Annotated in this window: 20 protein-coding genes; 4 read left to right on the forward strand and 16 right to left on the reverse strand. The window is 61.0% G+C overall.

The features are described 5' to 3' along the window. Window positions 1-135 precede the first annotated feature (135 nt). A complete protein-coding gene (locus tag BS627_RS15515; protein WP_077984077.1) occupies window positions 136-1146 on the forward strand; it encodes an ABC transporter permease in 1011 nt (336 codons plus the stop codon). Continuing rightward, the gene (locus BS627_RS15520; RefSeq protein WP_077984078.1) at window positions 1139-2059 is read left to right on the forward strand and encodes an ABC transporter permease; all 921 of its coding nucleotides are present in this window, start codon (window positions 1139-1141) and stop codon (window positions 2057-2059) included. Before BS627_RS15515 ends, BS627_RS15520 begins: the two co-directional genes overlap by 8 nt. A 129-nt stretch (window positions 2060-2188) precedes the next feature. Here the strand turns inward: BS627_RS15520 and BS627_RS15525 are convergent, their stop codons facing one another. The 14 genes from BS627_RS15525 to BS627_RS15590 all read right to left on the reverse strand — a co-directional run bounded on the left by BS627_RS15525 (window position 2189) and on the right by BS627_RS15590 (window position 16803). Further along, window positions 2189-2539: a ribbon-helix-helix domain-containing protein gene (locus BS627_RS15525; RefSeq protein ID WP_077984142.1), complete on the reverse strand. Its 351-nt coding sequence runs from the start codon at window positions 2537-2539 to the stop codon at window positions 2189-2191. Window positions 2540-2609: 70 nt separating this feature from the next. Beyond that, window positions 2610-3176 carry a DJ-1/PfpI family protein gene (locus BS627_RS15530; RefSeq protein ID WP_003523156.1) on the reverse strand — a complete coding sequence of 189 codons (567 nt, stop codon included), beginning with the start codon at window positions 3174-3176 and terminating at the stop codon, window positions 2610-2612. A gap of 97 nt (window positions 3177-3273) precedes the next feature. Further along, complete coding sequence (locus BS627_RS15535; protein ID WP_077984079.1) at window positions 3274-4671, reverse strand: amidase; 1398 nt, start codon at window positions 4669-4671, stop codon at window positions 3274-3276. Between the two features lie 52 nt (window positions 4672-4723). Continuing rightward, the gene (locus BS627_RS15540; protein WP_165691267.1) at window positions 4724-5545 is read right to left on the reverse strand and encodes an ABC transporter permease; all 822 of its coding nucleotides are present in this window, start codon (window positions 5543-5545) and stop codon (window positions 4724-4726) included. Continuing rightward, window positions 5542-6492 (reverse strand): ABC transporter permease, encoded by a 951-nt coding sequence (locus BS627_RS15545; protein ID WP_077984080.1) that lies wholly within the window; start codon window positions 6490-6492, stop codon window positions 5542-5544. Before BS627_RS15545 ends, BS627_RS15540 begins: the two co-directional genes overlap by 4 nt. A 143-nt stretch (window positions 6493-6635) precedes the next feature. Then, complete coding sequence (locus tag BS627_RS15550; RefSeq protein ID WP_077984145.1) at window positions 6636-8171, reverse strand: ABC transporter substrate-binding protein; 1536 nt, start codon at window positions 8169-8171, stop codon at window positions 6636-6638. Window positions 8172-8379: 208 nt separating this feature from the next. After that, window positions 8380-9282 (reverse strand): LysR family transcriptional regulator, encoded by a 903-nt coding sequence (locus tag BS627_RS15555; RefSeq protein ID WP_077984146.1) that lies wholly within the window; start codon window positions 9280-9282, stop codon window positions 8380-8382. A 267-nt stretch (window positions 9283-9549) separates the two neighbouring features. Continuing rightward, window positions 9550-10299, reverse strand: a complete 750-nt coding sequence (locus tag BS627_RS15560; protein ID WP_077984147.1) for an ABC transporter ATP-binding protein — start codon at window positions 10297-10299, stop codon at window positions 9550-9552. Beyond that, window positions 10296-11132, reverse strand: a complete 837-nt coding sequence (locus tag BS627_RS15565; RefSeq protein ID WP_077984081.1) for an ABC transporter ATP-binding protein — start codon at window positions 11130-11132, stop codon at window positions 10296-10298. The genes BS627_RS15560 and BS627_RS15565 overlap by 4 nt, the downstream gene beginning before the upstream one ends. Continuing rightward, the gene (locus tag BS627_RS15570) at window positions 11129-12061 is read right to left on the reverse strand and encodes an ABC transporter permease (RefSeq protein WP_077984082.1); all 933 of its coding nucleotides are present in this window, start codon (window positions 12059-12061) and stop codon (window positions 11129-11131) included. The genes BS627_RS15565 and BS627_RS15570 overlap by 4 nt, the downstream gene beginning before the upstream one ends. Continuing rightward, window positions 12058-13125 (reverse strand): ABC transporter permease, encoded by a 1068-nt coding sequence (locus BS627_RS15575; protein WP_077984083.1) that lies wholly within the window; start codon window positions 13123-13125, stop codon window positions 12058-12060. Before BS627_RS15575 ends, BS627_RS15570 begins: the two co-directional genes overlap by 4 nt. 18 nt (window positions 13126-13143) lie before the next feature. After that, window positions 13144-14784, reverse strand: a complete 1641-nt coding sequence (locus BS627_RS15580) for an ABC transporter substrate-binding protein (RefSeq protein WP_077984084.1) — start codon at window positions 14782-14784, stop codon at window positions 13144-13146. A 50-nt stretch (window positions 14785-14834) separates the two neighbouring features. Next, window positions 14835-15890 (reverse strand): dipeptidase, encoded by a 1056-nt coding sequence (locus BS627_RS15585; protein ID WP_077984085.1) that lies wholly within the window; start codon window positions 15888-15890, stop codon window positions 14835-14837. 205 nt (window positions 15891-16095) lie between these two features. Continuing rightward, entirely contained in the window at window positions 16096-16803 is a 708-nt protein-coding gene (locus tag BS627_RS15590; protein ID WP_077984086.1) for a phosphoribosyltransferase, read from the reverse strand. Between the two features lie 210 nt (window positions 16804-17013). Here BS627_RS15590 and BS627_RS15595 point away from each other — a divergent pair, with 210 nt between their 5' ends. After that, on the forward strand, window positions 17014-18186 hold the full coding sequence (locus tag BS627_RS15595; RefSeq protein WP_165691268.1) for a M20 aminoacylase family protein: 1173 nt from the start codon (window positions 17014-17016) through the stop codon (window positions 18184-18186). A 205-nt stretch (window positions 18187-18391) separates the two neighbouring features. Further along, the gene (locus BS627_RS15600; RefSeq protein WP_077984088.1) at window positions 18392-19093 is read left to right on the forward strand and encodes a DNA helicase; all 702 of its coding nucleotides are present in this window, start codon (window positions 18392-18394) and stop codon (window positions 19091-19093) included. Between the two features lie 48 nt (window positions 19094-19141). On the opposite strand, the gene BS627_RS15605 is transcribed toward BS627_RS15600, so the two are convergent. Together BS627_RS15605 and BS627_RS15610 are read right to left on the reverse strand one after the other, a co-directional pair. Beyond that, the gene (locus BS627_RS15605; RefSeq protein ID WP_077984089.1) at window positions 19142-20938 is read right to left on the reverse strand and encodes an adenine deaminase; all 1797 of its coding nucleotides are present in this window, start codon (window positions 20936-20938) and stop codon (window positions 19142-19144) included. Further along, on the reverse strand, window positions 20935-21855 hold the full coding sequence (locus BS627_RS15610) for a nucleoside hydrolase (protein ID WP_077984090.1): 921 nt from the start codon (window positions 21853-21855) through the stop codon (window positions 20935-20937). The genes BS627_RS15605 and BS627_RS15610 overlap by 4 nt, the downstream gene beginning before the upstream one ends. Window positions 21856-21857: the final 2 nt, after the last annotated feature.

Below are 21857 nucleotides of genomic sequence, written 5' to 3' on the forward strand. Positions count from 1 at the left end.
GCGCCGGCTTCTCCCCCGGGAGAGGCCGGCCTTCTGCATGCCCCAGGACCATGATCTGAAGACACATTTGCCGCGTTCATGGCGAAAACGATCCCGGTTTTCGTCGCGCCGCGCTCTGGGTCTGGAGAGTTTCAGATGTTTACCTTTACGCTCCGGCGGCTGGCCTTTGCCGTACCGACGCTGCTTGTCATCAGCTTCGTCATCTTCGCGCTACTCGATCTTGCGCCGAACGATCCGACCGGCGACCTGCCGCTCACCATCCCGCCGGAAGTGCGCGAACAGATCCGCGCCTCGCTCGGCCTCGATCAGCCTTTCTTCATCCGCTATCTGATGTGGCTGCAGCAATTCTTCATCAACGAACCGCTGAACCTCCTGGAAAAGCTGACCGGCTGGCAGATCGGCGATGGCAGCCGCATGCGGGTGCTCTCCTGGGCGACACGCAGCCCGGTGGTCGATCTCGTCATTCAGCGCATGCCGCAGACGCTGTGGGTGGTGGGCCTCGCCTATCTTTTCGGTGCGCTGCTGGCGATCCCGATCGGCGTCGTCTCCGCCTACAAGCAATATTCGATCTTCGACCAGATCGGCACCTTCGTTTCCATGGTCGGTTATTCGGTGCCGACCTTCTTTACCGGCGTGCTGCTGGTCGTCATCTTCAGCTCCTACCTGCAATGGTTCCCGTCGGTCTACGACACCAATCTGCAAGTCAGGGACTGGGCGAGCTTCGTGGCACAGGTGAAGCAGATGTTCCTGCCGGTGTTGGTGCTGACGCTCTATAATGTCTCGCAGATCAGCCGCTTCGTGCGCGCCTCCATGCTCGACAATCTGCATCAGGATTATGTGCGCACCGCGCGCGCCAAGGGCGTGAAGGAAAAATCCGTGCTGCTCATCCACGTGCTGCGCAACAGCCTGATTCCGGTTGTGACGGTGATTGCGCTCGGTGTGCCGACCATCTTTTCGGGCGCCATCATCACCGAGCAGATATTTCGCGTGAACGGGCTTGGCCAGTTGCTGATCACCGCGGTTCAGGGCGCAGATATTCCGCTGGTGCAAACGCTGACCTTCATTTTCGCGGTGCTGATCGTGCTCTTCAACCTGATTGCCGACGTGCTGTACGGCATTCTCGACCCGAGGATCCGCTATGACTGACGCCACTATAGAAGGGCCGACGGTTGCGGCCACCCCCACACAATCCGCCCTTGCCGACATGTGGAAACAGTTCCGCGTTCACAAGGGCGGGGTGGCGGGCCTCTTCGTCTTCATCTTCATCCTGCTGGCGGTCTATGTCGGCCCCTATATCCACACCGTGGCACCCAACGCCATCAATGTGAAGGCGCGCAACCAGTGGCCGTCGCTCGCACATCCTTTCGGCACCGATAATCTCGGCAAGGACATGCTGGCGCAGGTTCTGGCCGGCGGGCGTATCTCGCTTGCCGTCGGCATCACCGCCATGCTGCTGGCGCTATTCCTCGGCACGCTAGTGGGTGTTCTATCGGGTTACTTCCGCAGGTTGGACGGCCCCTTGATGCGGCTGACCGACCTGTTCCTGGCCCTGCCGCTTTTGCCGCTGCTGCTTGTCATCCTGATGCTGTTTCGCGATACGCTGCGCGCGGCCTTCGGGCCGGAAACAGGCATCTTCATCCTGATCGTGTTCGTGATCGGGATAACCAGCTGGATGCATACGGCCCGTATCGTGCGCGGCGATGTGCTGACGATCAAAAGCCAGGAATTCATCATCGCGGCGAAATCGAGCGGCATGCGCGAATACCGCATCATTCTCAGGCATATATTGCCGAATGTGCTGAGTTCGATCATGGTCTCGGCCACGCTCGGCATTGCCGCCGCCATCATCACGGAATCGGCGCTGTCCTTCCTCGGCCTCGGCTTCCCCTCCGATTTCCCGACCTGGGGACGGCTGCTATTCGATGGCGCGAACTTCCTGCAATTGACGCCCTCGCGCGTGCTGTGGCCGGGCCTGGCGATTTCGCTGACTGTTCTGAGTGTCAACTATATCGGTGATGCGGTGCGCGATGCGCTCGACCCGCGCTCGCTGAAGAGCTGAGGGGAATCGTCTAACCATTACCACGTCATCCTCGGGCTTGTCCCGAGGATCTAATCACGTCGAAAAAAACGATACGTCGGCAGATCCTCGGGACAAGCCCGAGGATGACGTCGAGTGTACTGTGACCAACTAGTGATAATTCACCTGCTCCGCCTCAAGGATGCTGTCGGCATCCAGTGCCGCAATCGGAACATCTGTCCGTGCCGGAATATCGCCGGAAAGCTGAAGCGCCAGATAACGCCCGCAGCAGACCCGCAGGAACGAGGTGAAGTTGCCGAGATCGTGCCCGGCATCGATCGATTCATTATAAAGCTTGGCGATGAGCTGCACGCTGTTCATGTCGTCACGCCGCGCGATCTCGTCCAGCGTCGCCCAGAAGAAATTCTCGAGCCGCACGCTGGTGACCATGCCATCGATCCTGAGCGACCGCGTATGGCTCTCCCAAAGCGCCGGGTCTGCCTTGATGAAAAGCTTACACATGGTTTCCTCCCTCACAACGCTTGAAAGATAGGCGGAAAACGGGACCGGAAAAAGCCCCGTCTCCCCGTTCTCATTTGCCAAGCACGGCCATGAATTGCGAAAGCCAGGCCGGATGCGCCGGCCATGCGGGCGCCGTCACCAGTTTGCCGTCGGTAACGGCCGCATCGATGGCGATATCGGCATAGGTGCCGCCCGCCAGTTCCACTTCGGGGCGGCAGGCGGGATAGGCCGAACAGGTGCGGCCCTTCAGGACGCCGGCGGCCGCGAGCAATTGCGCGCCATGGCAGACGGCGGCCACCGGCTTGTCGGCCTCGAAGAAATGTTTCACCGCCGAAAGCACATCCGCATTGAGCCGCAGATATTCCGGCGCACGGCCGCCCGGAATGACCAGCGCATCGTAATCCGCAACCTTGATATCGGCGAAGGTGGCGTTGAGTGCAAAATTATGGCCGCGTTTTTCCGAATAGGTCTGGTCGCCCTCGAAATCATGGATGGCCGTGGCGATGGTCTGGCCCGCCTTCTTGCCGGGGCAGACGGCGTGCACCGTGTGGCCGACCGCCAGCAGCGTCTGGAACGGAACCATCGTCTCATAATCCTCGGCGAAATCGCCGGCGATCATCAAAATCTTCTTCGGCATGTCTTTTCCTCCCGTTTTCGAATGCCTTTGGGCACCCTAACAGGCGGGATCGAGATGCGGGTATTATGGCAATACTACAGGACCGATAAAGCTTGGATCAACGGACCTGCGGCGGCTGTGGCCAGCGCCGCACGCCGCCGCCCCAATTCTCGAAGGCTTTTGAAAGCTTCAGCACGAACAAATCCTCGTAACGCGGCCCGACGATCTGCAAGCCGATGGGCATGCCCGATCTGGAGAAGCCGCAATTGATCGAGGATGCCGGCTGTTCCGACATGTTCCACGGGACCGTGAAGGCGATATGTTCGAAGGGCCGTTGGGGATCGTTGGTGGGCGAGGCCCAGTCGACCGGATAGGACACAATAGGATTGACCGGTGAAATCACCGCATCCACCTGCTGCATCAACCGCCCGCACGCCTTACGCATTTCCATGGTCTGGTTGAAACCGAAAACGGCGCGCGCGCCGGAGACATCCGCGCCCTTCTGCGCCCATTCATGAATATAGGGAAGGATAGCGGCGCGACGGTCTGCGCTCAGCGCCGCCATGTCGCCCCAGAACTTCGCCCGCCAGAAATCGTCCAGCCCGTCCAGCATCTCGCGTGTCAGCACCGGCTCAACCGGGATGACGATGGCGCCCGCCGCCTCGAACAGTTTCGCGGCGGAAAGCACGGCGTCGCGCACCTCATTTTCCAGCGGCAGGCCGCAGCCGGCATCCAGCATCAGGCCGATTTTCCGGCCCTTCACATTAATATCGAGGTTCATCCAGTCGATATCGTTGGGCGGCAGCGCCGTGCCGTCGCGCCAGTCGGGCCGCGAAAGCGTCGCCATGGCATAGGCGGCGTCGGCAACGCTGCGGGTCATCGGCCCGGCGCAGCGGCCGGTATAAAAGGGATCGACCGGGATACGGCCTTGGCTCGGCTTGAAACCGAAGAGGCCGGTCCACCCCGCCGGCAGCCGCACCGAGCCGCCAATATCCGTGCCGATATGCAGCGTGCCGTAACCCGCAGCCCCGGCCGAGGCCGCACCGGCGCTGGAACCGCCGGGGTTCTGGGTGGGGTCCCACGGATTGCGGCTGAGCTTGTGGAAACTGGAAAGGCCGGAGGAAAGCATGCCGTAATCCGGGCAGGTCGTCTTGGCGTAAATAATCGCGCCATCCTCACGGCAGCGGGCGGCCACCGGCGCGTCCTCAACCGCCGGCACCAGTTCCACCGCTTTGGTGCCAAGCGGCACGGGATGGCCTTTCGTGGCGATCAATTCCTTGAGCGAGACCGGAATGCCATCGAGGGCCCCGAGCGTTTCGCCCTTTTGCCAGCGCTCCGTCGAGGCCAGCGCCTGCCTTCGTGCATCCTCTGGATCATAGGCGTAAAGCGCGTTCACCACCGGTTCGAAAGCATCGATACGCGCTTCCACCGCCTGCCAATATTCGGATGGCGAAAGCTTCTTATCCGAGTAAAGCGCCAGGATTTCGAGCGTATTGAGGTCTATGAGATCGGTCATGGCATCGTCTCGTCAGAAAACAGGAAATAGGGGCGATATCGGCTTGAAACGGTCAGCTTGTATCGCGCGGGTCAAGCATGTCGCGCAGGCCATCGCCGAGAAGATTGAGGCCGAAGACGGCGAGCGCAATCGCAAGGCCGGGCATGATGGCAAGCCAGGGTGCTGTTCCGAGATAGGTCTGGGCATCGGCCAGCATCCGCCCCCAGGTGGCGGCGGGCGGCGGCATGCCGAGACCGAGGAAAGAAAGGCCGGCTTCCGTCAATATCGCAAGACCGAGCTGGATCGTCACCTGCACGATGATCTGGTTGGAAATATTCGGCACGATATGGAAAAGCGTGATCTTGGCGCGGTTCTGGCCGATGCTGGTGGCGGCGGTGACATATTCCCGCGACCATATCTGCAACGCCGCCCCCAGCGTCAGCCGGGCAAACACAGGCACCATGAAGGTGGCGATGGCGATGATGGCGGTGAAACGGCCCGTGCCGATGAAAGCGCCGAGCATCATCGCCGACAGGATGGGCGGCACGGCGAAGATGATGTCGCAGATGCGCATGACCACGGTTTCGGTGAAACCGCGCAGCGCCGCAACCGCAACGCCGATGGTCGTGCCGATAAATGCGCCGATGGCGACGGCGGCGATGGAGGTGGACAGCGAGTTCCACGCACCGGCCATCAGCATCGACAACACGTCGCGGCCGAAATGATCCGTGCCAAGCCCCCCATAAACGAAGGGCGATTTCAGCTTCTGAACGATCTGCATCTTTGTGGGGGACACCGGCGTCCAGACCAGCGACAGCAGGGCGACTGCGACCAGAAAGACCGTGACGGCGATGCCGACGGCAAAGGCGGGGCGGCGGCGGATCAATCGCATCATCGCGCACCTGCCCGCAGTCTCGGATCGATGAAGAGATAGGCGATATCGACCACGAAATTCATGACGATCACCAACGCCGAGAAGAACAGCACGACGGATTGCATGACGACGATGTCGCGCTGGGTCAGCGCCTGATAGGCAAGCCGCCCGAGGCCCGGCAGGTTGAAGACATTCTCCACCAGCACCGCGCCGGCAATGAGGAAGGTGAATTGCAGGCCGATCATGGTGACGACAGGGATCATTGCATTCGGCACCGCATGCCGCCACAGCGCCACCCGCTCGCTCAGGCCCTTGGCGCGTGCGGTGCGCACGAAATCCTCATTCATCACTTCCAGCACGGCGGAGCGGCACACACGGGTGAGAACCCCGGCCTGCGACAGCGCCAGCGCGACCGCCGGAAGGATGAGCGCCGTGAGACCCGCTGAAAAGTTCGGCGTCCAGCCGGGAAAACCGCCGGCCGGCATCCAGCCGAGCGTGGTGGAAAAGACGATGATGAGCAGCAGCCCGACCCAGAAACCGGGCACGGCAATGCCCACATGCGAAAATAGCCCGGCCGCAAAATCCAGCGCCCCGTTGCGGCTCCTCGCCGCCGCCACGCCGAGCGGAATGGCGATGGCCACCGAAAGGCAGACGGCCAGCAGCGCAAGCGGCAGGGTAACGGCCAGTCGCTCCAGGATCAGCCCCGCAACCGGCACGTCATAGGTATAGGATTGCCCGAGATCGCCATGAAACACGCCGGCCAACCAGTGTAGATAACGCAGCGGCAGCGGCTGATCGAGGCCCATCTGCTTCTGCAGCGCCGCGAGCGTATCGGGGCTCGCCGAGGTTCCGAGCATGATGGCCGCCGGATCGCCCGGCAGCAGGCCCATGACGATATAGATGATGAGGGAAACGGCAAACAGCGTGATGACGAGGCTTAAAAGACGCCGGATGAGGACGGCTAACATCTGGCATCTTCTCCTTGCGTGGTTTTGTAGCCGGATATCGTGGAGAGATTTGCTGTCATCCCGCGCATTCCTCCCTCATCCCTGTTCCCCGGAACAGGAGTGAGGTGGATGGGGAAACTGCGCCCTACCCCTCACAACAAACCCTATTCTTCCCAATGCACATCCGTCAGCACATTCGAGGGAATCGGCTCGTTTTCCCAAAGCCCCTTCACCTTCTTGTCCCAGACACCGAGTTTCGGCATGACGAAAAGAAAAAGAGCGGGCACATCTTCCGCGAGGATTTTCTGGGCTTCGCCATAGAGCTTCTCCTGCTCGCCGGCATCCGCCGTCTTTTCGACATTCGCCACGACCTCATTGAAGCCCGGGTTCTTGTAATTGAAGTAGTACGGGTCGCGCGCGTAGATATCGATATCCATCGGCTCCGCATGGGCAACGATGGTCATGTCGTAATCCGCGCCTTTGAGAACATCCGCAACCCATTTCGCCGGAAATTCGGTGGTCTCGATGGTCATGGTCACGCCGATTTCGGCAAACATAGCCTGCAGGATCTGCGAGGTGCGCTGGGCATAGGCCATTTGCGGCGCCTTGATGGTGAAGTTGAAGCCATCCGGATAACCGGCTTCGGCAAGCAACGCCCTGGCCTTGTCGATATCGTAGGGATGTACCCCGGTCGTATCGATATAGCCGCGATCATTCGGCGTGTAATGGCTGCCGATGGCAGTGCCGAAGCCGGACCAGGCGCCTTCGATCACCGTGCCGCGATCCACCGCCATCATCAGCGCCTGACGCACGCGCTTGTCGTCGAACGGCTTGCGGGCATTGTTCATGCCCGCCACGACCTTGAGTTCGGTATTGCCGACGAAGGTGCCAAGGCGCGCATCGCCATCGAAGGAGGTCATCAGTTCCGGTGCGCCGAATTCCGGGAAGGCATCGATATCGCCGGACTTCAGTGCCGCGGCCTGCGCCTGCGGGTCGGAAACGAAACGGAAGGTCGCTTTCTCCAGCGTCACCGCCACGGCCTCGTCCCAATAGGCGTCGTTCTTCTGCAACTCGACCTTGTCGCCCTTGGCCCAGTTCACGAATTTGAACGGGCCGGTGCCGACCGGCGTGGTGCGGTTATTCTCGGCGCTTTTCGGCGCCACCATCACGGAGGCCGGCCAGCCGAGCCAGTAGAGAAGGCTACCGGCCGGCTGCTTCAGCTTCAGCACCAGCGTTGCGGCATCCGGCGTCTCGATACTGTCAATGGCAGCGAAGAAGCGTTTCTGCGGATTGACCGAGCTTTCGCCACGCGCCCGATCCAGCGAAAATTTCGCGACAGAGGAATCGAAAGCCTCGCCATCATGGAAGGTAACGCCCTTGCGCAGCTTGAACGTATAGGTCTTGCCATCAGGGGAAATTTCCCAGCTTTCGGCAAGCTGAGGCCTCACCTTGCCTTCGCGGTCGATCTTCACCAGACCTTCAAAGACATTCTGCCAGGTGACCTGGCCGATGGCCACGGGCGCGGCGATGGTCGGATCGAGGCCGGCCGGCTCGACGGCCATGCCAAGCGTCAGCGTGGTTTTTGGCGCGGCTTCGGCCACCGTTACCGAAAGCGGCAGCCAGAGCGCCGTGCCTAATGCGAGGGTCAGCGCGGCGCGGCGCGAAAACGTTGCCGCCTGCGAAAGATAAGTGCGTGGCATCATTGTCCCCTGTCTGGCGGCCGGGGCATTTTTGCCCTTCCGAAGACCGCCCGTTGCAAAAAGAGTGTCATGTTGCAGGCGCACACACAATCTCGATTTTTGTGTGCTCCATGTAGCTGAAATGGCTACACGGAAATGCGGATGGAAATCAACCTTGGTGGGCAATTCTCCATGCTGGCTAATTCCTCTCCCCGGCGGGGAGAAGAAACTACCCTGCCGTCGCCTCGCGCATGAAGCGCTCAATGAAGTCCGCAAGCTTGGAGGCGGCGAAGGACAATTGCCGGTCCGGCGCAACGCAGAGATCGATCTGGGTGTGGATACCTTTCTTGCCGGAGAGCGGAACGGCGACCATCTGTCCGCTGCGGATTTCACGCGCCACCGAAAGCGCCGGCAAAAGCGTGGCGGCGGCGTGGCCCAGCACCAGTTCCTTCAGCATTTCCAAAGAGCTGGTGATGAAGACGGGATCAAGCTCGATGCCGGCATCGGCAAACATCGTGTCGAAGGCCTGACGCGCAGCGAAACTCTTGTCCGGCAGGGCGAGCGGCAGCCCGACCAGCTCTTTGAGCGAAACTTCCGCCTGCCCGGCAAGCGCATGACCGGCGGGAAAGATCGCGTCATAGCTGATACGGGTGCGCGAGCGCACTTTCACACCGGAGACTTTCGGCGCGAACAGGCTGACGACCAGGTCCGCTTCCGCCGCCCCCAGCGCCTCCATTGCCTGGCGGGCGCTGGTAATATGCACCTCGAAACGCAGCTTCGGATATTTCAGGCTGAACTGCGCCAGCACCGGCGCCAGAAGGTTCGCCACCGTCGCACCATTGGCATAGACCGTGACCCGGCCGCGTTGCAGGCCTTTCAGATCGTCTATCAGTTGGTGCACATGGTCGAGTTCCCGCAGCGTCTTGCCGGCGCGGGCGGCGAGCAGCTCCCCCGCAGCGGTCAGCTTCACGCCACGGCTGGAACGCTCCACCAGAGGCGAGCCGAAATAATATTCGAGGTTCTCTATCTGCCGGCTCACCGCTGTCGGCGCCACATTCAGGTTTTCCGCCGCGGCGCGCATGGAATTGGTGCGGACCAGTTCGTCGAAATACATCAGTGCGCGCAATTGCATGGGGTGGGTACCTTTTTCGGGTGGGTCGGCGTTGGCGGCCAGCATACCACCGCGGCGGGGAGAGAGAATACATCGGCCGGGACGTTGACGGCGCATAAGAAGCGAGAGGTTGCAGGTCGTTTCTTCTCCCCGCCGGGGAGAAGGTGGCGCGTAGCGCCGGATGAGGGGGCGACGGCAGAGAGATGCGGAGAGCTGGCCCCCTCATCTGCCCCTTCGGGGCATCTTCTCCCCGGGCGGGGAGAAGAAAGGGAGGCAACGCCTCGCCAATCAAACGCGCTTGAAACCCTCGCTCGCCACAAGCAGCTGGCGGGTATAATCCGCGCTGAATTCCCGGCTTTCCAGCGCCTCAGCCTCCAGCATTTCCACCACCTTGCCACTTTTCATCACAGCAAGGCGATCGCACATGTGGCTGATGACGCCGAGATCGTGGCTGACCATAACGAAGGTGAGATTGCGGTCCTTGCGGGCCTGTTCCAACAGGTTAAGAATTTCCGCCTGAATGGAGGCGTCGAGCGCCGAAGTCGGCTCGTCCAGCAGCAGGATTTTCGGCTCGACGATCAGCGCACGCGCAATGGCGATGCGCTGGCGCTGGCCGCCGGAAAGCTGGTGCGAATACCGAAAGCGGAAGCCGGAACCGAGCCCCACCTCGTCCAGTGCGCGGGCAATGCGCTGTTCGCGATTGTCGAGACCGTGGATGACCAGCGGTTCGAGCAGCAGCGCATCCACCGTCTGGCGCGGGTGCAGCGAACCATAGGGGTCCTGGAATACCATCTGCACATCGCTATAAAAGCTCTTGTCGCGGTGCTTGCCGGCATAGGAGCGCCCTGCCACCATCAGCGAGCCTTCGTCGAAATGGTTTAGGCCGGCAATGGCGCGCAGCAGGGTCGACTTGCCGGAGCCGGACTCGCCGACGATACCGAAGGATTCACCCTCGGCCACATCGATGCTGACGCTGTCGAGCGCGATGTAACCGTCGAAATCGACCACCATGTCTCTGATAGAAAGAACCGTGCTCATGCGCGCCACTCCGGCTTACGTTCCAGAACCGGCAGCGGATGCCGGTGACCGCCAATTTCCGGCAGGCAGTTCAGCAGGCCCTGCGTATAGGGATGTTTCGCTTCCTTCAGATTGGCGGAGGACAGTTCTTCCACAACCTTGCCGGCATACATGACGAGAACACGGTCGCAGAACGAAGAGACGAGGCGCAGATCGTGGCTGACGAAAATCAGTCCCATGCCGCGATCCCGCACCAGTTTGTCAAGGATATCGAGCACTTCCAGCTGCACCGTGACGTCCAGCGCCGACGTGGGTTCGTCGGCGATCAGAAGCTCCGGGCCGCAGACCAGCATCATGGCGATCATGACACGCTGGCCCATGCCGCCGGAAACCTCGTGCGGGTAAAGATCGAAGACGCGCTCGGGATCGCGTATCTGCACCGCTTCGAGCATGGCAAGCGTGCGCTGGCGCGCCTGGCTGCCGCCGATCTTTTCGTGGGTACGCAGCGTTTCCATGATCTGGCGACCGATGGTCATGACCGGGTTCAGCGAATATTTCGGGTCTTGCAGGATCATGGCCATGCGCTTGCCGCGCATGATCCTTCGCTCTTTTGCAGAGGCCTTGAGCAGATCGATATCGCCGAAGCGAAGGGCGTCCGCCTCGATACGCGCGTTTTTCGGGGTCAACCCCATGATGGCGCGGCCGGTCTGCGATTTGCCCGAGCCGGATTCGCCGACGATGCCGAGACGCTCGCGGCCGAGCGTGAAGGAAACCCCGCGCACAGCCTCCACCAGCCCGGTGCGGGTGGGGAAGGATACGCGCAGGTTCTCAACGGTCAGAAGCGGCGCGCTCATTGGTTCGCCTCCTTGGGATCCAGCGCATCGCGCAGGCCATCGCCCAGAAGGTTGAAACCGAGGCTGACGATGAGGATCGCGATACCCGGCATGGCAGCAACCCACCATTGATCGAGAATGAACCGGCGGCCGGCGGCGATCATCGCGCCCCATTCCGGCAACGGCGGCTGGGCACCGAGGCCAAGGAAGCCGAGACCGGCTGCGGTGAGGATGATGCCGGCCATATCCAGTGTCACGCGCACGATCAGCGACGACATGCACAGCGGCATGACATGTTTTAGCACGATACGGAACGGCGACGCGCCCATGAGTTTGACCGCCGCGATGAAATCGGAATTGCGGAAGGTCATGGTTTCGGCGCGCGCGATGCGCGCATAGGGCGGCCATGAGGTGACCGCGATGGCGAGCACCGCATTTTCAATGCCCGGCCCGAGGGCCGCGACCAGCGCCAGCGCCAGAACGAGCTTCGGGAAGGCGAGGAAAATATCGGTGATGCGCATCAGAACCGCATCCACCCACCCCCCGGCATAACCCGAAACGGTGCCGACGATCAGTCCGATAGGAGCGGCGATGATGGCAACCAAGAGCACAACGAACAGGGTCAGCCGCGAACCGTGGATGAGGCGCGAAAGAATATCACGCCCCTGATCATCGGTGCCAAGCAGATAACCGGCCGTGCCGGGTGGCAGAAGCCGGGCATTACGCAGGTCCCCCTGCACCGGGTTATGCGGGGCCAGAACATCGGCAAACAGCGCCACGAATAGCAGCGCGATGATGATGCCGAGCCCGAGCAGCGCCAGCCGGTTTTCTGAAAAGCGCCGCCAGATGACATAGGCGCGCCCAAGCCGCGCCTGCCTGCGCGAGGCCGGCCGGTCAGAGAGCAGCCATTCGCGGCTATAGGGTTTGATCGTATCGGTCGAAAGGGTCATCGGCTGCGCGTCCTTGGATCGAGCGTCCGGTAAAGCAGATCGGAGAAGAGATTGATGCCGACGAAGATGGCGCCGATCACGATCGTGCCGCCGAGAACAGCATTCATATCCGCATTCTGCAGAGAATTGGTGATGTAGAGGCCGAGCCCCGGCCAGGCGAAGATGGTTTCGGTCAGCACCGAACCTTCCAGCAGACCGGCATAGGAGAGCGCAATCACCGTCACCAGCGGAACGGCGGCATTGCGCAGCGCGTGGAACCAGATGATGCGCGTTTCCGAAAGCCCCTTGGCGCGGGCCGCGACGATATATTCCTGGGCAAGCTCGTTCAGCATGAAGGAACGCGTCATGCGGCTTATGTAGGCCAGCGAGAAATAACCGAGCAGAGAGGCCGGCAGGATGATGTGGCGGAAGAGATCCCACAACACGTCCCATTGCCGCTGCCAGATGGCGTCGATCAGGAAGAAGCCCGTGACCGGCGTGAAGGTGAATTCATAGACAATGTCCATTCGCCCGGGATAAGCCACCCATTGCAGCCGGGCGTAAAACACCAACAGCGCCAGAAGGCCAAGCCAGAAGATCGGCACGGAATAACCGATAAGGCCGATGACGCGCACCACCTGATCGGCAAAGCTGCCGCGTTTCACGGCGGCAAGCACGCCAAGCGGTATGCCGAAGACGGCGCCGATGATCGTGCCGATGGTGGCAAGCTCTATCGTCGCCGGGAACACCCGCTTGATGTCCTCCATGACAGGATTGGTGGTGAGGACAGAGGTGCCGAAATCACCGGACAACGCCTGCTTCAGATAAAGGAAGAACTGCTGCCAGAGCGGCAGGTTGAGGCCGAGCTGCTCACGCACGCGCTCGACCACATGCGCAGGCGCGCGGTCGCCGACGATCGCCAGCGCGGGATCGATCGGCACCACACGGCCAATGAAAAATGTGACCGCCATCAACCCCAGGAAGGTGGTGATGACGGTGACGGCGAAGCCGAGAACGGCTTTCACGCGGGCGTTGGCACGGCGTTTGCCCTGCCTCGCCCGGCTGTTTGCTTCAACGATGCTCAAGAGACCGATCCTTCCGGATCATTCCTTGGAGATGTTGTAGACATAGTTGGTGTCGAAGCTCGGACCGAGCTTCAGGCCTTTGAGCTTTGCGGAATAACCGGCAACTTCCGTCTGCTGGAAGATGATGACGAAGGGACCCTTCGCCAGGACTTCTTTCTGCAGGTTCTGGTAGATCGCCGCGCGTTTGGCACTGTCCTTCTCCAAAAGCGCCGATTGCGTTTCCTTGGTCAGCTCCGGAACGTCCCATGCATTACGCCAGGCAAGCGTCTTGTTCTTGCCTTCATCCGAATTGTCGTAGTTGATGGTGAAGGTTTCAGCATTCGAGTTCGGGTCGAAATAGTCCGAACCCCACTGACCGATATAGATATCATGCGTGCGGGCGCGGTATTTGGTCAGCGTCTGCTTGCCGTCGCCGGGAATGATTTCGAGCTTGATGCCGGCCTGCGCCAGCGTCTGCTGCACGCTTTCGGCAATGCCGGTCACCGGCTGGGTGTTGCGCACATCCATGGTCACGGTGAAACCATCCTTCAGGCCGGCCTTGGCGAGAAGCTCCTTTGCCTTGGCGACGTCGAGCTTGTAGGGGTTCTCGTCAAGCGCACCCAACTGCCCCTTCGGCAGGAAGGTCTGATGAATTTCGCCGATGCCCTTGATGATCGTCGCGCCGATGGCGTCGTAATCGACCAGATATTTGAAGGCTTCGATGACCTCGGGTTTCTTCAGGTTTTCGTTTTTCTGGTTGAGGCTGAAATAATAGACGGTGCCTTTGGGTGCGGAGGTGACGGCAAGCCCTTCCTTCTTGGAGACGGCTTCCATGTCGCCTGGCTCAAGGTTGCGGGCCACGTCGATATCGCCGTTTTCAAGCGCCAGACGCTGGCCGGAGCTTTCCTTCATATGGCGATAGACGACACGCTTCAGCTTCGGCTTTTCACCGTAATAATTCGGATTGGCTTCCATGATCACAGCCTCATTGGCCTTCCAGCCGAGGATCTTGTAAGGGCCGGAACCGGCATAACCGGTCTTCAGGTAGTCGTTGCCAAAATCCGTATCATATTTGTAATCGGCGCTCGGGGTTACGGATTTCGCCTTCTCCATGACCAGTTTCTTATCGACCACCGAAGCGACGGTCGCGGTCAGCACGTTCAGCACGAAGCTCGGCGCATAGGGCTTGTCGACCGTCAGAACGAAGGTATTCGCATCTGCAGCCTTCGCCTTCTCGGTGACGTTGTCACCGCTGAGGCCGAACTGCGTCAGCAGGAATGCCGGCGACTTGTCGAGCTTCACGGCGCGTTCGAAAGAGAAAGCCACATCATCGGCAGTGACCGGATTGCCGGAGGCGAATTTCAGGCCGGATTTCAGCTTGAACGTATAGGTCAGACCATCGTCGGATGTCGTCCAGCTTTCGGCCAGATCGCCGACAACCTTGGATGTGTCATTGATATCGATGGAAACCAGCTTGCTGTAGGTATTGCCGGTGACTTCGGCGGCGGAGAGTTCGAAAGCCTCACCCGGATCGAGCGTGATGATGTCGTCGATGGCAAAACCTTCGACCAGCGTATCGGCCGGCGTGGCGGCAAAGGCATGCGGTGCAGACAGCATCATCAGCGACAAGGCGGCACTGGTGCTGAGAATACGCATGGATTTGTTGAGCGATTTGATCATAGGATCTCCCCTTTTGTTATAAGATTGATTTGGTTCGCTTAAAACTGTTCTCAGGCCGCCTCACGCCAGGCCTCAGACAAAACACGCAGCCAGTTTTCCCGGCATATTTTAGCAAGTTCTCCATCACCGTAGCCCGCCGATTTCAGCGCCGCAACCAGATTGTGGTTGCCGCTGGCATCCGCAATACCAACGGGTACAGTCGCGCCGTCGAAGTCCGATCCCAGCGCGACGCAGTCGATGCCCATACGTTCCACCATGTAATCGATATGGCGCACCATGTCGGAGAGCGGCGTATCGGCAATGTCACGCCCATCGGGCCTGAGCATTGTCACGGCATAGTTGAGGCCGACCAGACCGCCGCTTTCCCTGATAGCGTCCATCTGCCTGTCGGTGAGATTGCGGGCGACGGGAGTGAGCGCATGTGCGTTGGAGTGGCTGGCGATCAAAGGCTGGTTGGTGGTCTTCGCCACATCCCAGAAGCCTTTTTCGGTGATATGCGCGAGATCGATGAGAATGCCGAGCCTGTTACATTCCTTCACCAGCGCGAAACCGGCATCGGTGAGACCGGGCGCGGTATCGGGCGACATGGGATAAGAGAAAGGAACACCGTGGCCGAATATATTGTGCCGGCTCCAGACCGGGCCGAGCGAACGCAGGCCGGCGGCGTAAAAAACCTCCAGCGCGTCGAGATCGGCCCCGATAGCCTCGCAGCCCTCCATATGCAGCACGGCAGCGAAAATATCGTCGGCAAAGGCCTTGCGGATATCAGCCGTGGAGCGACAAAGCCGCCAGGCGCCGGCGCGGTCCAGCCTCAGCGCAATCGCCGCCTTTTCCATGGCGATATCGAGTGAGGGCTGGCGCTCCAGCGGTGAAGCGAGCGGCGTGTTGTAATGGCCGCTGTCGTCCGGCTCCTGAAGAATGAGATCGCCGGAGGGAATATAGATGGCGCAGATGCCGCCGCCAAGACCGCCTGCCCTTGCACGCGGACCGTCTATATGGCCTTCGCGTGTTCCGTTCTTGAATTCGGCCACCGGATCGGCGCCGGCCTTGCTGTTGCGCCACAACCGAAGCAGCACATCATTATGACCGTCGAACACTGCATGCATGGGAAGAAATTCCAGTAACCGGCAAGAACAAAGGGAGCGGGCAGACGCCGGGATGACACCGCGCGAAAGCAAACCGACGCACCATTCGCCGACCGCTATTGTCTGTCGGCGGTGATCTTAGGCCGATCTCACAAAGCTTCGCAAGACACAAATTAGGCAGCGGTGAAATTATCACCACTTGCCTTTTGGCGGAATTTGCGTTTCGTCAGGCGCGCCAGCCGCCTTCCGCTTTGGTGAGCAGCGGCGTTGAAAAAACACCCCTCACCCGCTCCGGCCACTCCGGCCCGAAAGCGGCGATTTTTTCCCGCCAGCGATCCGATTGCAGCATGGCTGCGCCGATGACGGCAGGCCGAATGCCGGAGGCGGCGAGAAGCGAAAGACCCGATATGATGGAACTGCCGCTGGAGATCACGTCATCCACCAGCGCCACGCGCCGGTTCTCGATGAGCGGCAGCATGCGCGGATCGATATAGAGCCGTTTTTCCTGCCTTGTGGTGATGGAGGACATCGGCACCGACAGTTCCTCCAGATACCAGAATTTGCGCGAGGTGCCGAGCGGCACGTAACGGGAATGGCCGAGATGCCTGGCGACAGCGGCGGCAAGCGTCAGCCCCAGCGTCGGCAGGCCGATGACGACATCGGGCTTGAAGGGAAGAAGTTTTGCAGCCAGATCGGCCGCCAGCACCTCCAGCACCTCAAAAGAAGCCTGATTGACGATGAGCGAGGCAAGCGCATGTTCGCCATCCGCCAGCGGCCTTATCGGCAGACAGATCTGCCGGCCGTCATCCAGCTCCGCCGGAAAGAAGGTGGAATGCGGACCGGCCGTATCGAAGGTGGCGGGCGGAAGTATATCCTGCCAGAACTCATGAGGCGCGGCGGGGGATGGGACGACGGGCGATGCGGATGACGGCATCGTTCTTTTCCTTTCAGGAGCGGGGCGGCGAAAAGCGCTCACATTTTTCAGCCACGCCAACCCGGTTCTTCACATCAGGCATTTTAACAAGCGCAACATGCTGCGGGTTCATTTCATTGGCTTTTTCAGCTAGAAGGAAACAAAGCAACAGGCATTCGGACGAACCCACCTATGACGCGGGTTTTTCCCATATTCAAGGACAAGCCGCCCATGAGACTGCTGGACCGCATCGGCGAGGACCTGCCATTCCTGACGGAGCTTCGCCACGACCTGCACGCGCACCCGGAACTGGGCTTCGAAGAGGAAAGAACCAGCGCAATCGTCGCCGATCTTCTCGAAAGGGCCGGGTTGAAGGTGCATCGCGGTCTTGGCGGCACCGGCGTGGTCGGCACATTGCAGGTGGGCAACGGCACCCGCAGCATCGGCCTGCGCGCCGACATGGATGCCCTTGCCATGCCGGAAGTTCCTGACCGGCCCTACAAATCGAAATTTCCCGGCAAGATGCACGCCTGCGGGCATGACGGCCACACCGCCATGCTGCTGGGTGCGGCGCGTTACCTCGCAAAGACCCGTGATTTTTCCGGCGCCGTGCATTTCATTTTCCAGCCCGCCGAAGAAGGCCGCGGCGGCGCGAAGAAGATGGTGGAGGACGGGCTTTTCACCCTGTTTCCCTGCGATGCGGTCTATGGCCTGCACAACATGCCGGGGCTGGGCGTTGACGAAATGGCCGTGGTGGAAGGCCCGCAGCTCGCCTCTTCCGATAGCTGGCGCGTCACCTTCAAGGGCATCGGCACCCACGGCGCCAAGCCGCATCTCGGCCGCGACCCGGTAACGGCGGCCGGCGCCTTCCTCGCCTCGCTGCAAACCATCGTCGGCCGCGTCGTCGATCCGCTGCAGCCGGCCGTCGTCAGCGCCTGTTCGGTGCAGGCGGGTGACCCGAAGGCGCTCAACGTCATTCCCGATCTCGTCGAAATCGGCGGCACCGCGCGTGCTTATGCGGCTGATGTGCGCGACCAGCTCGAAGCGGAAATCGGCCGGCTGGCAAAGGGCACGGCGGCAATGTTCGGCATCGAGGCGCATTACGAATTCATCCGCCGTATTCCACCCGTCATCAACGAGGCGGACGCGACGAAACGGGCGCTGCGCGCCGCAAAAACCGTCTTCGGCAACAAGACCCGCACCGCCTTCCCGCCTTCGACCGCCGGCGACGACTTCGCCTTTCTCGCGGGCGAAGCCCCTGGCTGCTACGTCTGGCTCGGCAATGGCCCGGCCGTGGACGGCGCGCTGCACCACAACACTTCCTACGACTTCAACGATGCGGCAATCGTGCCGGGCGTGGCGTTCTGGGCGACGCTGGTGGAGCAGGAACTGGCGGCGGAGTGACCTTTCGTACATTCAGTGCGTCGCTGCCCTCGACGCTTGCAGCGAATCGAGGACGGCGCTAACTTTGCTTTATCGGCTCGACCCAAGCCTCCCCCCTCCTTTCGGGGAAGCATTCGACATGCGGGGTAACATCATCATCGAACCGTCTGTTCGGGCATTCGCATAAGGAGGGATTGCGCTTCGGACCCGCAATAGAGGTCTTTTGATGAAGCTTTCTACTCCGATTTTTCAATTGAAACGACGGGCCAAACTTATGGTCCGAAATAGCACCATTCCTTTACACGAGGCATTGGACCAGATCGCGCGAGAGGAAGGGTTTGCAAGGTGGAGCCTGCTTTCCGCTCACCTTGCGGCGAGTTCTTTATCTAAAGACCTGTTCTCACGTATCGTGGATGGCGACATGCTTCTGCTTGCCGGGCGCCCGGGCCAAGGCAAGACAGCGCTTGGGTTTGAACTGTTGCGCGCGGCAACTGAGGACGGACGGCGGTCTGTTTTGTTCACGCTCGAAATGACAGAACAACAGGCCCGAAAGCGCATCAAAAAAAATGCAGCCGGTCACACAGAAACCGAGATAGTGACGTCGGACGAGATATGCGCGGATTACATTACTCGCCACTTGTCTTCGGCCACGCGCGGCACTTTCTCCGTAATAGACTATCTGCAAATCCTCGACCGGCAGCGGCACAAGCCGGACCTTTCTCAACAAGTGAGCGTCCTTGGAGAATTCGCACAAAAGACTGGCGTTATTTTCGCATTCATCTCCCAGATTGACCGCTCATTTGATCAGGAAAACAAGCGACTTCCCGATATGCGCGATATCCGACTGCCTAACCTGCTGGACTTGGGCCTCTTCACTAAAGCCTGCTTTCTCCATAATGGAGAGGCGCAACTTCAAAATGTGAACTAAAACGGACGGGCTGCCGTGGCGACAACATCGTGGCAGCCCGTCTTGATATTATAATCCCAAAACCCCCATCACCGGACTCTCCATCACCCTGCCCGTCAACACATCGGCAATACCCATATCCGTCTGGTGCGGGCCGATATTGCAGGCGAGCGTGGCGCCGAAGCAGGCCTTGAAGACAAGATAGGGTGGCTGCCATTCCACGACCCTGCCGACGGCTTCGCGCAATAGTTCGAAAGCCTTTGCCACGTCTTCAAGCGGGGCGTCGGAAACGAGGCCTGAAAGCGGCAACGGGAGAACTGCGGTGACCTTGCCTTCGGAAGCGACAGCCATGCCGCCGCCTGCCGTTATCACCGCATTGGCGGCGAGCGCCATGTCATCGGCATTGCCGCCGAAAACGGTGAGGTTGTGGCTGTCATGCGAGACGGTGGTGGCGAAGGCACCGTTCCAGTTTCCCCAGCCGGTGAGGAAGCCGGTTCTGGTGATCGGCTCGGCCATGCCGTGGCGATGGGTGACGGAAATCATCGTCGCGCCTTCGGGCGGAACGATGAAACCGTCCTTCACTTCGGCATCCGCCTCGCCCCACTGCGTAAAGCGCGGGCGGTCGATGGTGGCGAGGCGCACCTTTGCCCCTTCCGAGGCGACCCGGAAATCATCGGCCTTGCGCAGCAGCAGCTTCATCGAACCTTTGAGGGCTGTCGCATCGCAGGCCTGGACATCGGCGAGCATGTGGCCACCTGCCGCAACTGCTTGGCCATTGGCGAGAACATGACGGGCTGAAAAGCCGCTCAAATCCTCAAAGACGGCGATATCGGCACGGCGACCGGCGGCGATGAGGCCGAGATCGGGGCGGCCGAGCCGTTGGGCGGCATTGAGGCTGGCGGCACGCAGCGCCCATTCAGGCCTCAGCCCGTAACCGACAAGGCGGCGCACCACATCATCAAGCCCGCCGCCCTTCAGCAGATCGTCAGGGAAAACATCGTCGGTGCAGAGCGTCACCGTCTGCGGAAGATGGCCGAGCGCATTCAACGCTTCCACGAATTCCGGAAGCAGGTGATCGTGCGAGCCACGCAGCTCGATGGTCAGCCCTGCCCGCAGCTTCGCCAGAAGGTCTTCAGCGGAGACAAGCTCGTGATCGGAGGAGACGCCCGCCGCCATGAAGGCGTTGAGATCCGCATCTTTCAGGCCACGCGCATGGCCGCAGAGCAGCTTTTGCGAGACAAGCCCGGCCTGCACGATGCCGCTCATGCGCGGATCGCGCTCGATGACACCGCGCATGTTCATGATTTCCGCGACACCGCCGACCTGCGGCCATGTCAGGATATCGGCAAGAATGGCAGCATCGAAATCCGCCCCGCTACATTCCAGACCGGGCGCAGACGGCACTGAAGACGGGGCAAGCAGAATGGCGCGCAGCGGCAGGTTCTCGATTGATTTCACCGCCCAGCGCACGCCATCGACACCATGCACATTGCCAAATTCATGTGGGTCCCAGACGATGGTGGTAACGCCGCGGGCGACAACCGCCGCCGCATAGGCGGTCGGCGTGATCATCGAGCTTTCGATGTGCATATGTGTGTCGATGAGGCCGGGCGAGACATAGGCGCCTGCCGCATCGATGATCCGTGCGGCATCGCTCCGGCTTGCCCGCTCGTGCACGCTGGCGATCAGCGGGCCGACTATGCCGATATCGGCGGCGCGAAGCTCTCCCGTCACCACATCCACCAGAGTTCCACCGGTGACGAGAATGTCGAAAGGCGCATCACCGCGTGCGGCGGCGACCGCACGGGCGCGCAGCGTGTCGTCGTTGAGATCGGCAGGCTCGGATGTCAAAGAGTTCGCACTCATCGGGCGGCCTCCCGGCGCAGCGCCTCGAGAACCGCGGTCTTCGTACCTTCGGCATCCACCGTCTCGGCGAAATGCGCGTTGAAGGCCTGAGCTTTCTGAGCGCGCGTCTCGACCACGGTTCGCCCGCGCGTCAGCGTCGCCTGAAGCTCGACATCAATCCGCGCATGACGCCAACCGATGAGACCGGAGGTAAAGCCGACGGCGACCACGGGATCGTAAAGCGCCATGGCGGCTCTGCCACGGCTGGCGGCGATGCCGATGAAACCTTCCAGCAAATCGGCGATCAGCCCGGCATTCTTGCCGCCGGCGTTACGGATCGGCGCTACATCGGCCGCTCCCGCGGTGACTTTGCGACAGGCGTCCAGATCAACCATGCGCAACGGCAGGCCGTGCGAAAGAACGATGGCCAGCGCTTCCGGATCGGCAAAGGCGTTGAATTCGGCCGAGGCCGTGTGGTTGCCGCTCGTCACGCCGCCGCCCATCCAGGTGAGTTCGGAAATTCTGGCGGCAAGATCCGGCCGGGCAAGGCACAGGGCGGCGATATTGGTGAGCGGGCCAAGCGCGAGAATACGCTTCTCGCCTGTCCCCTCCAGCCAGCCGCAGAGCGCTGCAAAGGCATCGCTTTTCGGCAGAGCCGGCGCCTCCGGCAGGCTTTGCCCGACGGTCGGAATGCCGCTTTCGCCCAGGATCGATTGCGCTGTTTCCAGCGCACCCAGAACCGGCATGGCGCGGCCCTGATGGATCGGCATCGACCAGCCGAAGGCCGCAACCGCAGCCGCGGCATTGCCGGAGACCGCTTCCAGCGTGGCATTGCCGAAGACCAGCGAGATGCCGTCGATGGCAAGACCTGCCGACTGCACCACCATGATGGCAGCGATGTCGTCAAAGCCCATATCGGTATCGATCCACACACCCATGG

The sequence above is a fragment of the Agrobacterium salinitolerans genome (assembly GCF_002008225.1).
GTDB classification, from domain to species: Bacteria; Pseudomonadota; Alphaproteobacteria; order Rhizobiales; family Rhizobiaceae; genus Agrobacterium; species Agrobacterium salinitolerans.

Bases quoted from the DNA above. Each gene is read 5' to 3' on its own strand.
- BS627_RS15515 (WP_077984077.1), top strand. From the start codon at position 136: ATGTTTACCTTTACGCTCCGGCGGCTGGCCTTTGCCGTACCGACGCTG.
- BS627_RS15520 (WP_077984078.1), top strand. From the start codon at position 1,139: ATGACTGACGCCACTATAGAAGGGCCGACGGTTGCGGCCACCCCCACA.
- BS627_RS15525 (WP_077984142.1), bottom strand. From the start codon at position 2,539: ATGTGTAAGCTTTTCATCAAGGCAGACCCGGCGCTTTGGGAGAGCCAT.
- BS627_RS15530 (WP_003523156.1), bottom strand. From the start codon at position 3,176: ATGCCGAAGAAGATTTTGATGATCGCCGGCGATTTCGCCGAGGATTAT.
- BS627_RS15535 (WP_077984079.1), bottom strand. From the start codon at position 4,671: ATGACCGATCTCATAGACCTCAATACGCTCGAAATCCTGGCGCTTTAC.
- BS627_RS15540 (WP_165691267.1), bottom strand. From the start codon at position 5,545: ATGATGCGATTGATCCGCCGCCGCCCCGCCTTTGCCGTCGGCATCGCC.
- BS627_RS15545 (WP_077984080.1), bottom strand. From the start codon at position 6,492: ATGTTAGCCGTCCTCATCCGGCGTCTTTTAAGCCTCGTCATCACGCTG.
- BS627_RS15550 (WP_077984145.1), bottom strand. From the start codon at position 8,171: ATGCCACGCACTTATCTTTCGCAGGCGGCAACGTTTTCGCGCCGCGCC.
- BS627_RS15555 (WP_077984146.1), bottom strand. From the start codon at position 9,282: ATGCAATTGCGCGCACTGATGTATTTCGACGAACTGGTCCGCACCAAT.
- BS627_RS15560 (WP_077984147.1), bottom strand. From the start codon at position 10,299: ATGAGCACGGTTCTTTCTATCAGAGACATGGTGGTCGATTTCGACGGT.
- BS627_RS15565 (WP_077984081.1), bottom strand. From the start codon at position 11,132: ATGAGCGCGCCGCTTCTGACCGTTGAGAACCTGCGCGTATCCTTCCCC.
- BS627_RS15570 (WP_077984082.1), bottom strand. From the start codon at position 12,061: ATGACCCTTTCGACCGATACGATCAAACCCTATAGCCGCGAATGGCTG.
- BS627_RS15580 (WP_077984084.1), bottom strand. From the start codon at position 14,784: ATGATCAAATCGCTCAACAAATCCATGCGTATTCTCAGCACCAGTGCC.
- BS627_RS15585 (WP_077984085.1), bottom strand. From the start codon at position 15,890: ATGCATGCAGTGTTCGACGGTCATAATGATGTGCTGCTTCGGTTGTGG.
- BS627_RS15590 (WP_077984086.1), bottom strand. From the start codon at position 16,803: ATGCCGTCATCCGCATCGCCCGTCGTCCCATCCCCCGCCGCGCCTCAT.
- BS627_RS15595 (WP_165691268.1), top strand. From the start codon at position 17,014: ATGAGACTGCTGGACCGCATCGGCGAGGACCTGCCATTCCTGACGGAG.
- BS627_RS15600 (WP_077984088.1), top strand. From the start codon at position 18,392: ATGAAGCTTTCTACTCCGATTTTTCAATTGAAACGACGGGCCAAACTT.
- BS627_RS15605 (WP_077984089.1), bottom strand. From the start codon at position 20,938: ATGAGTGCGAACTCTTTGACATCCGAGCCTGCCGATCTCAACGACGAC.
- BS627_RS15610 (WP_077984090.1), bottom strand. From the start codon at position 21,855: ATGGGTGTGTGGATCGATACCGATATGGGCTTTGACGACATCGCTGCC.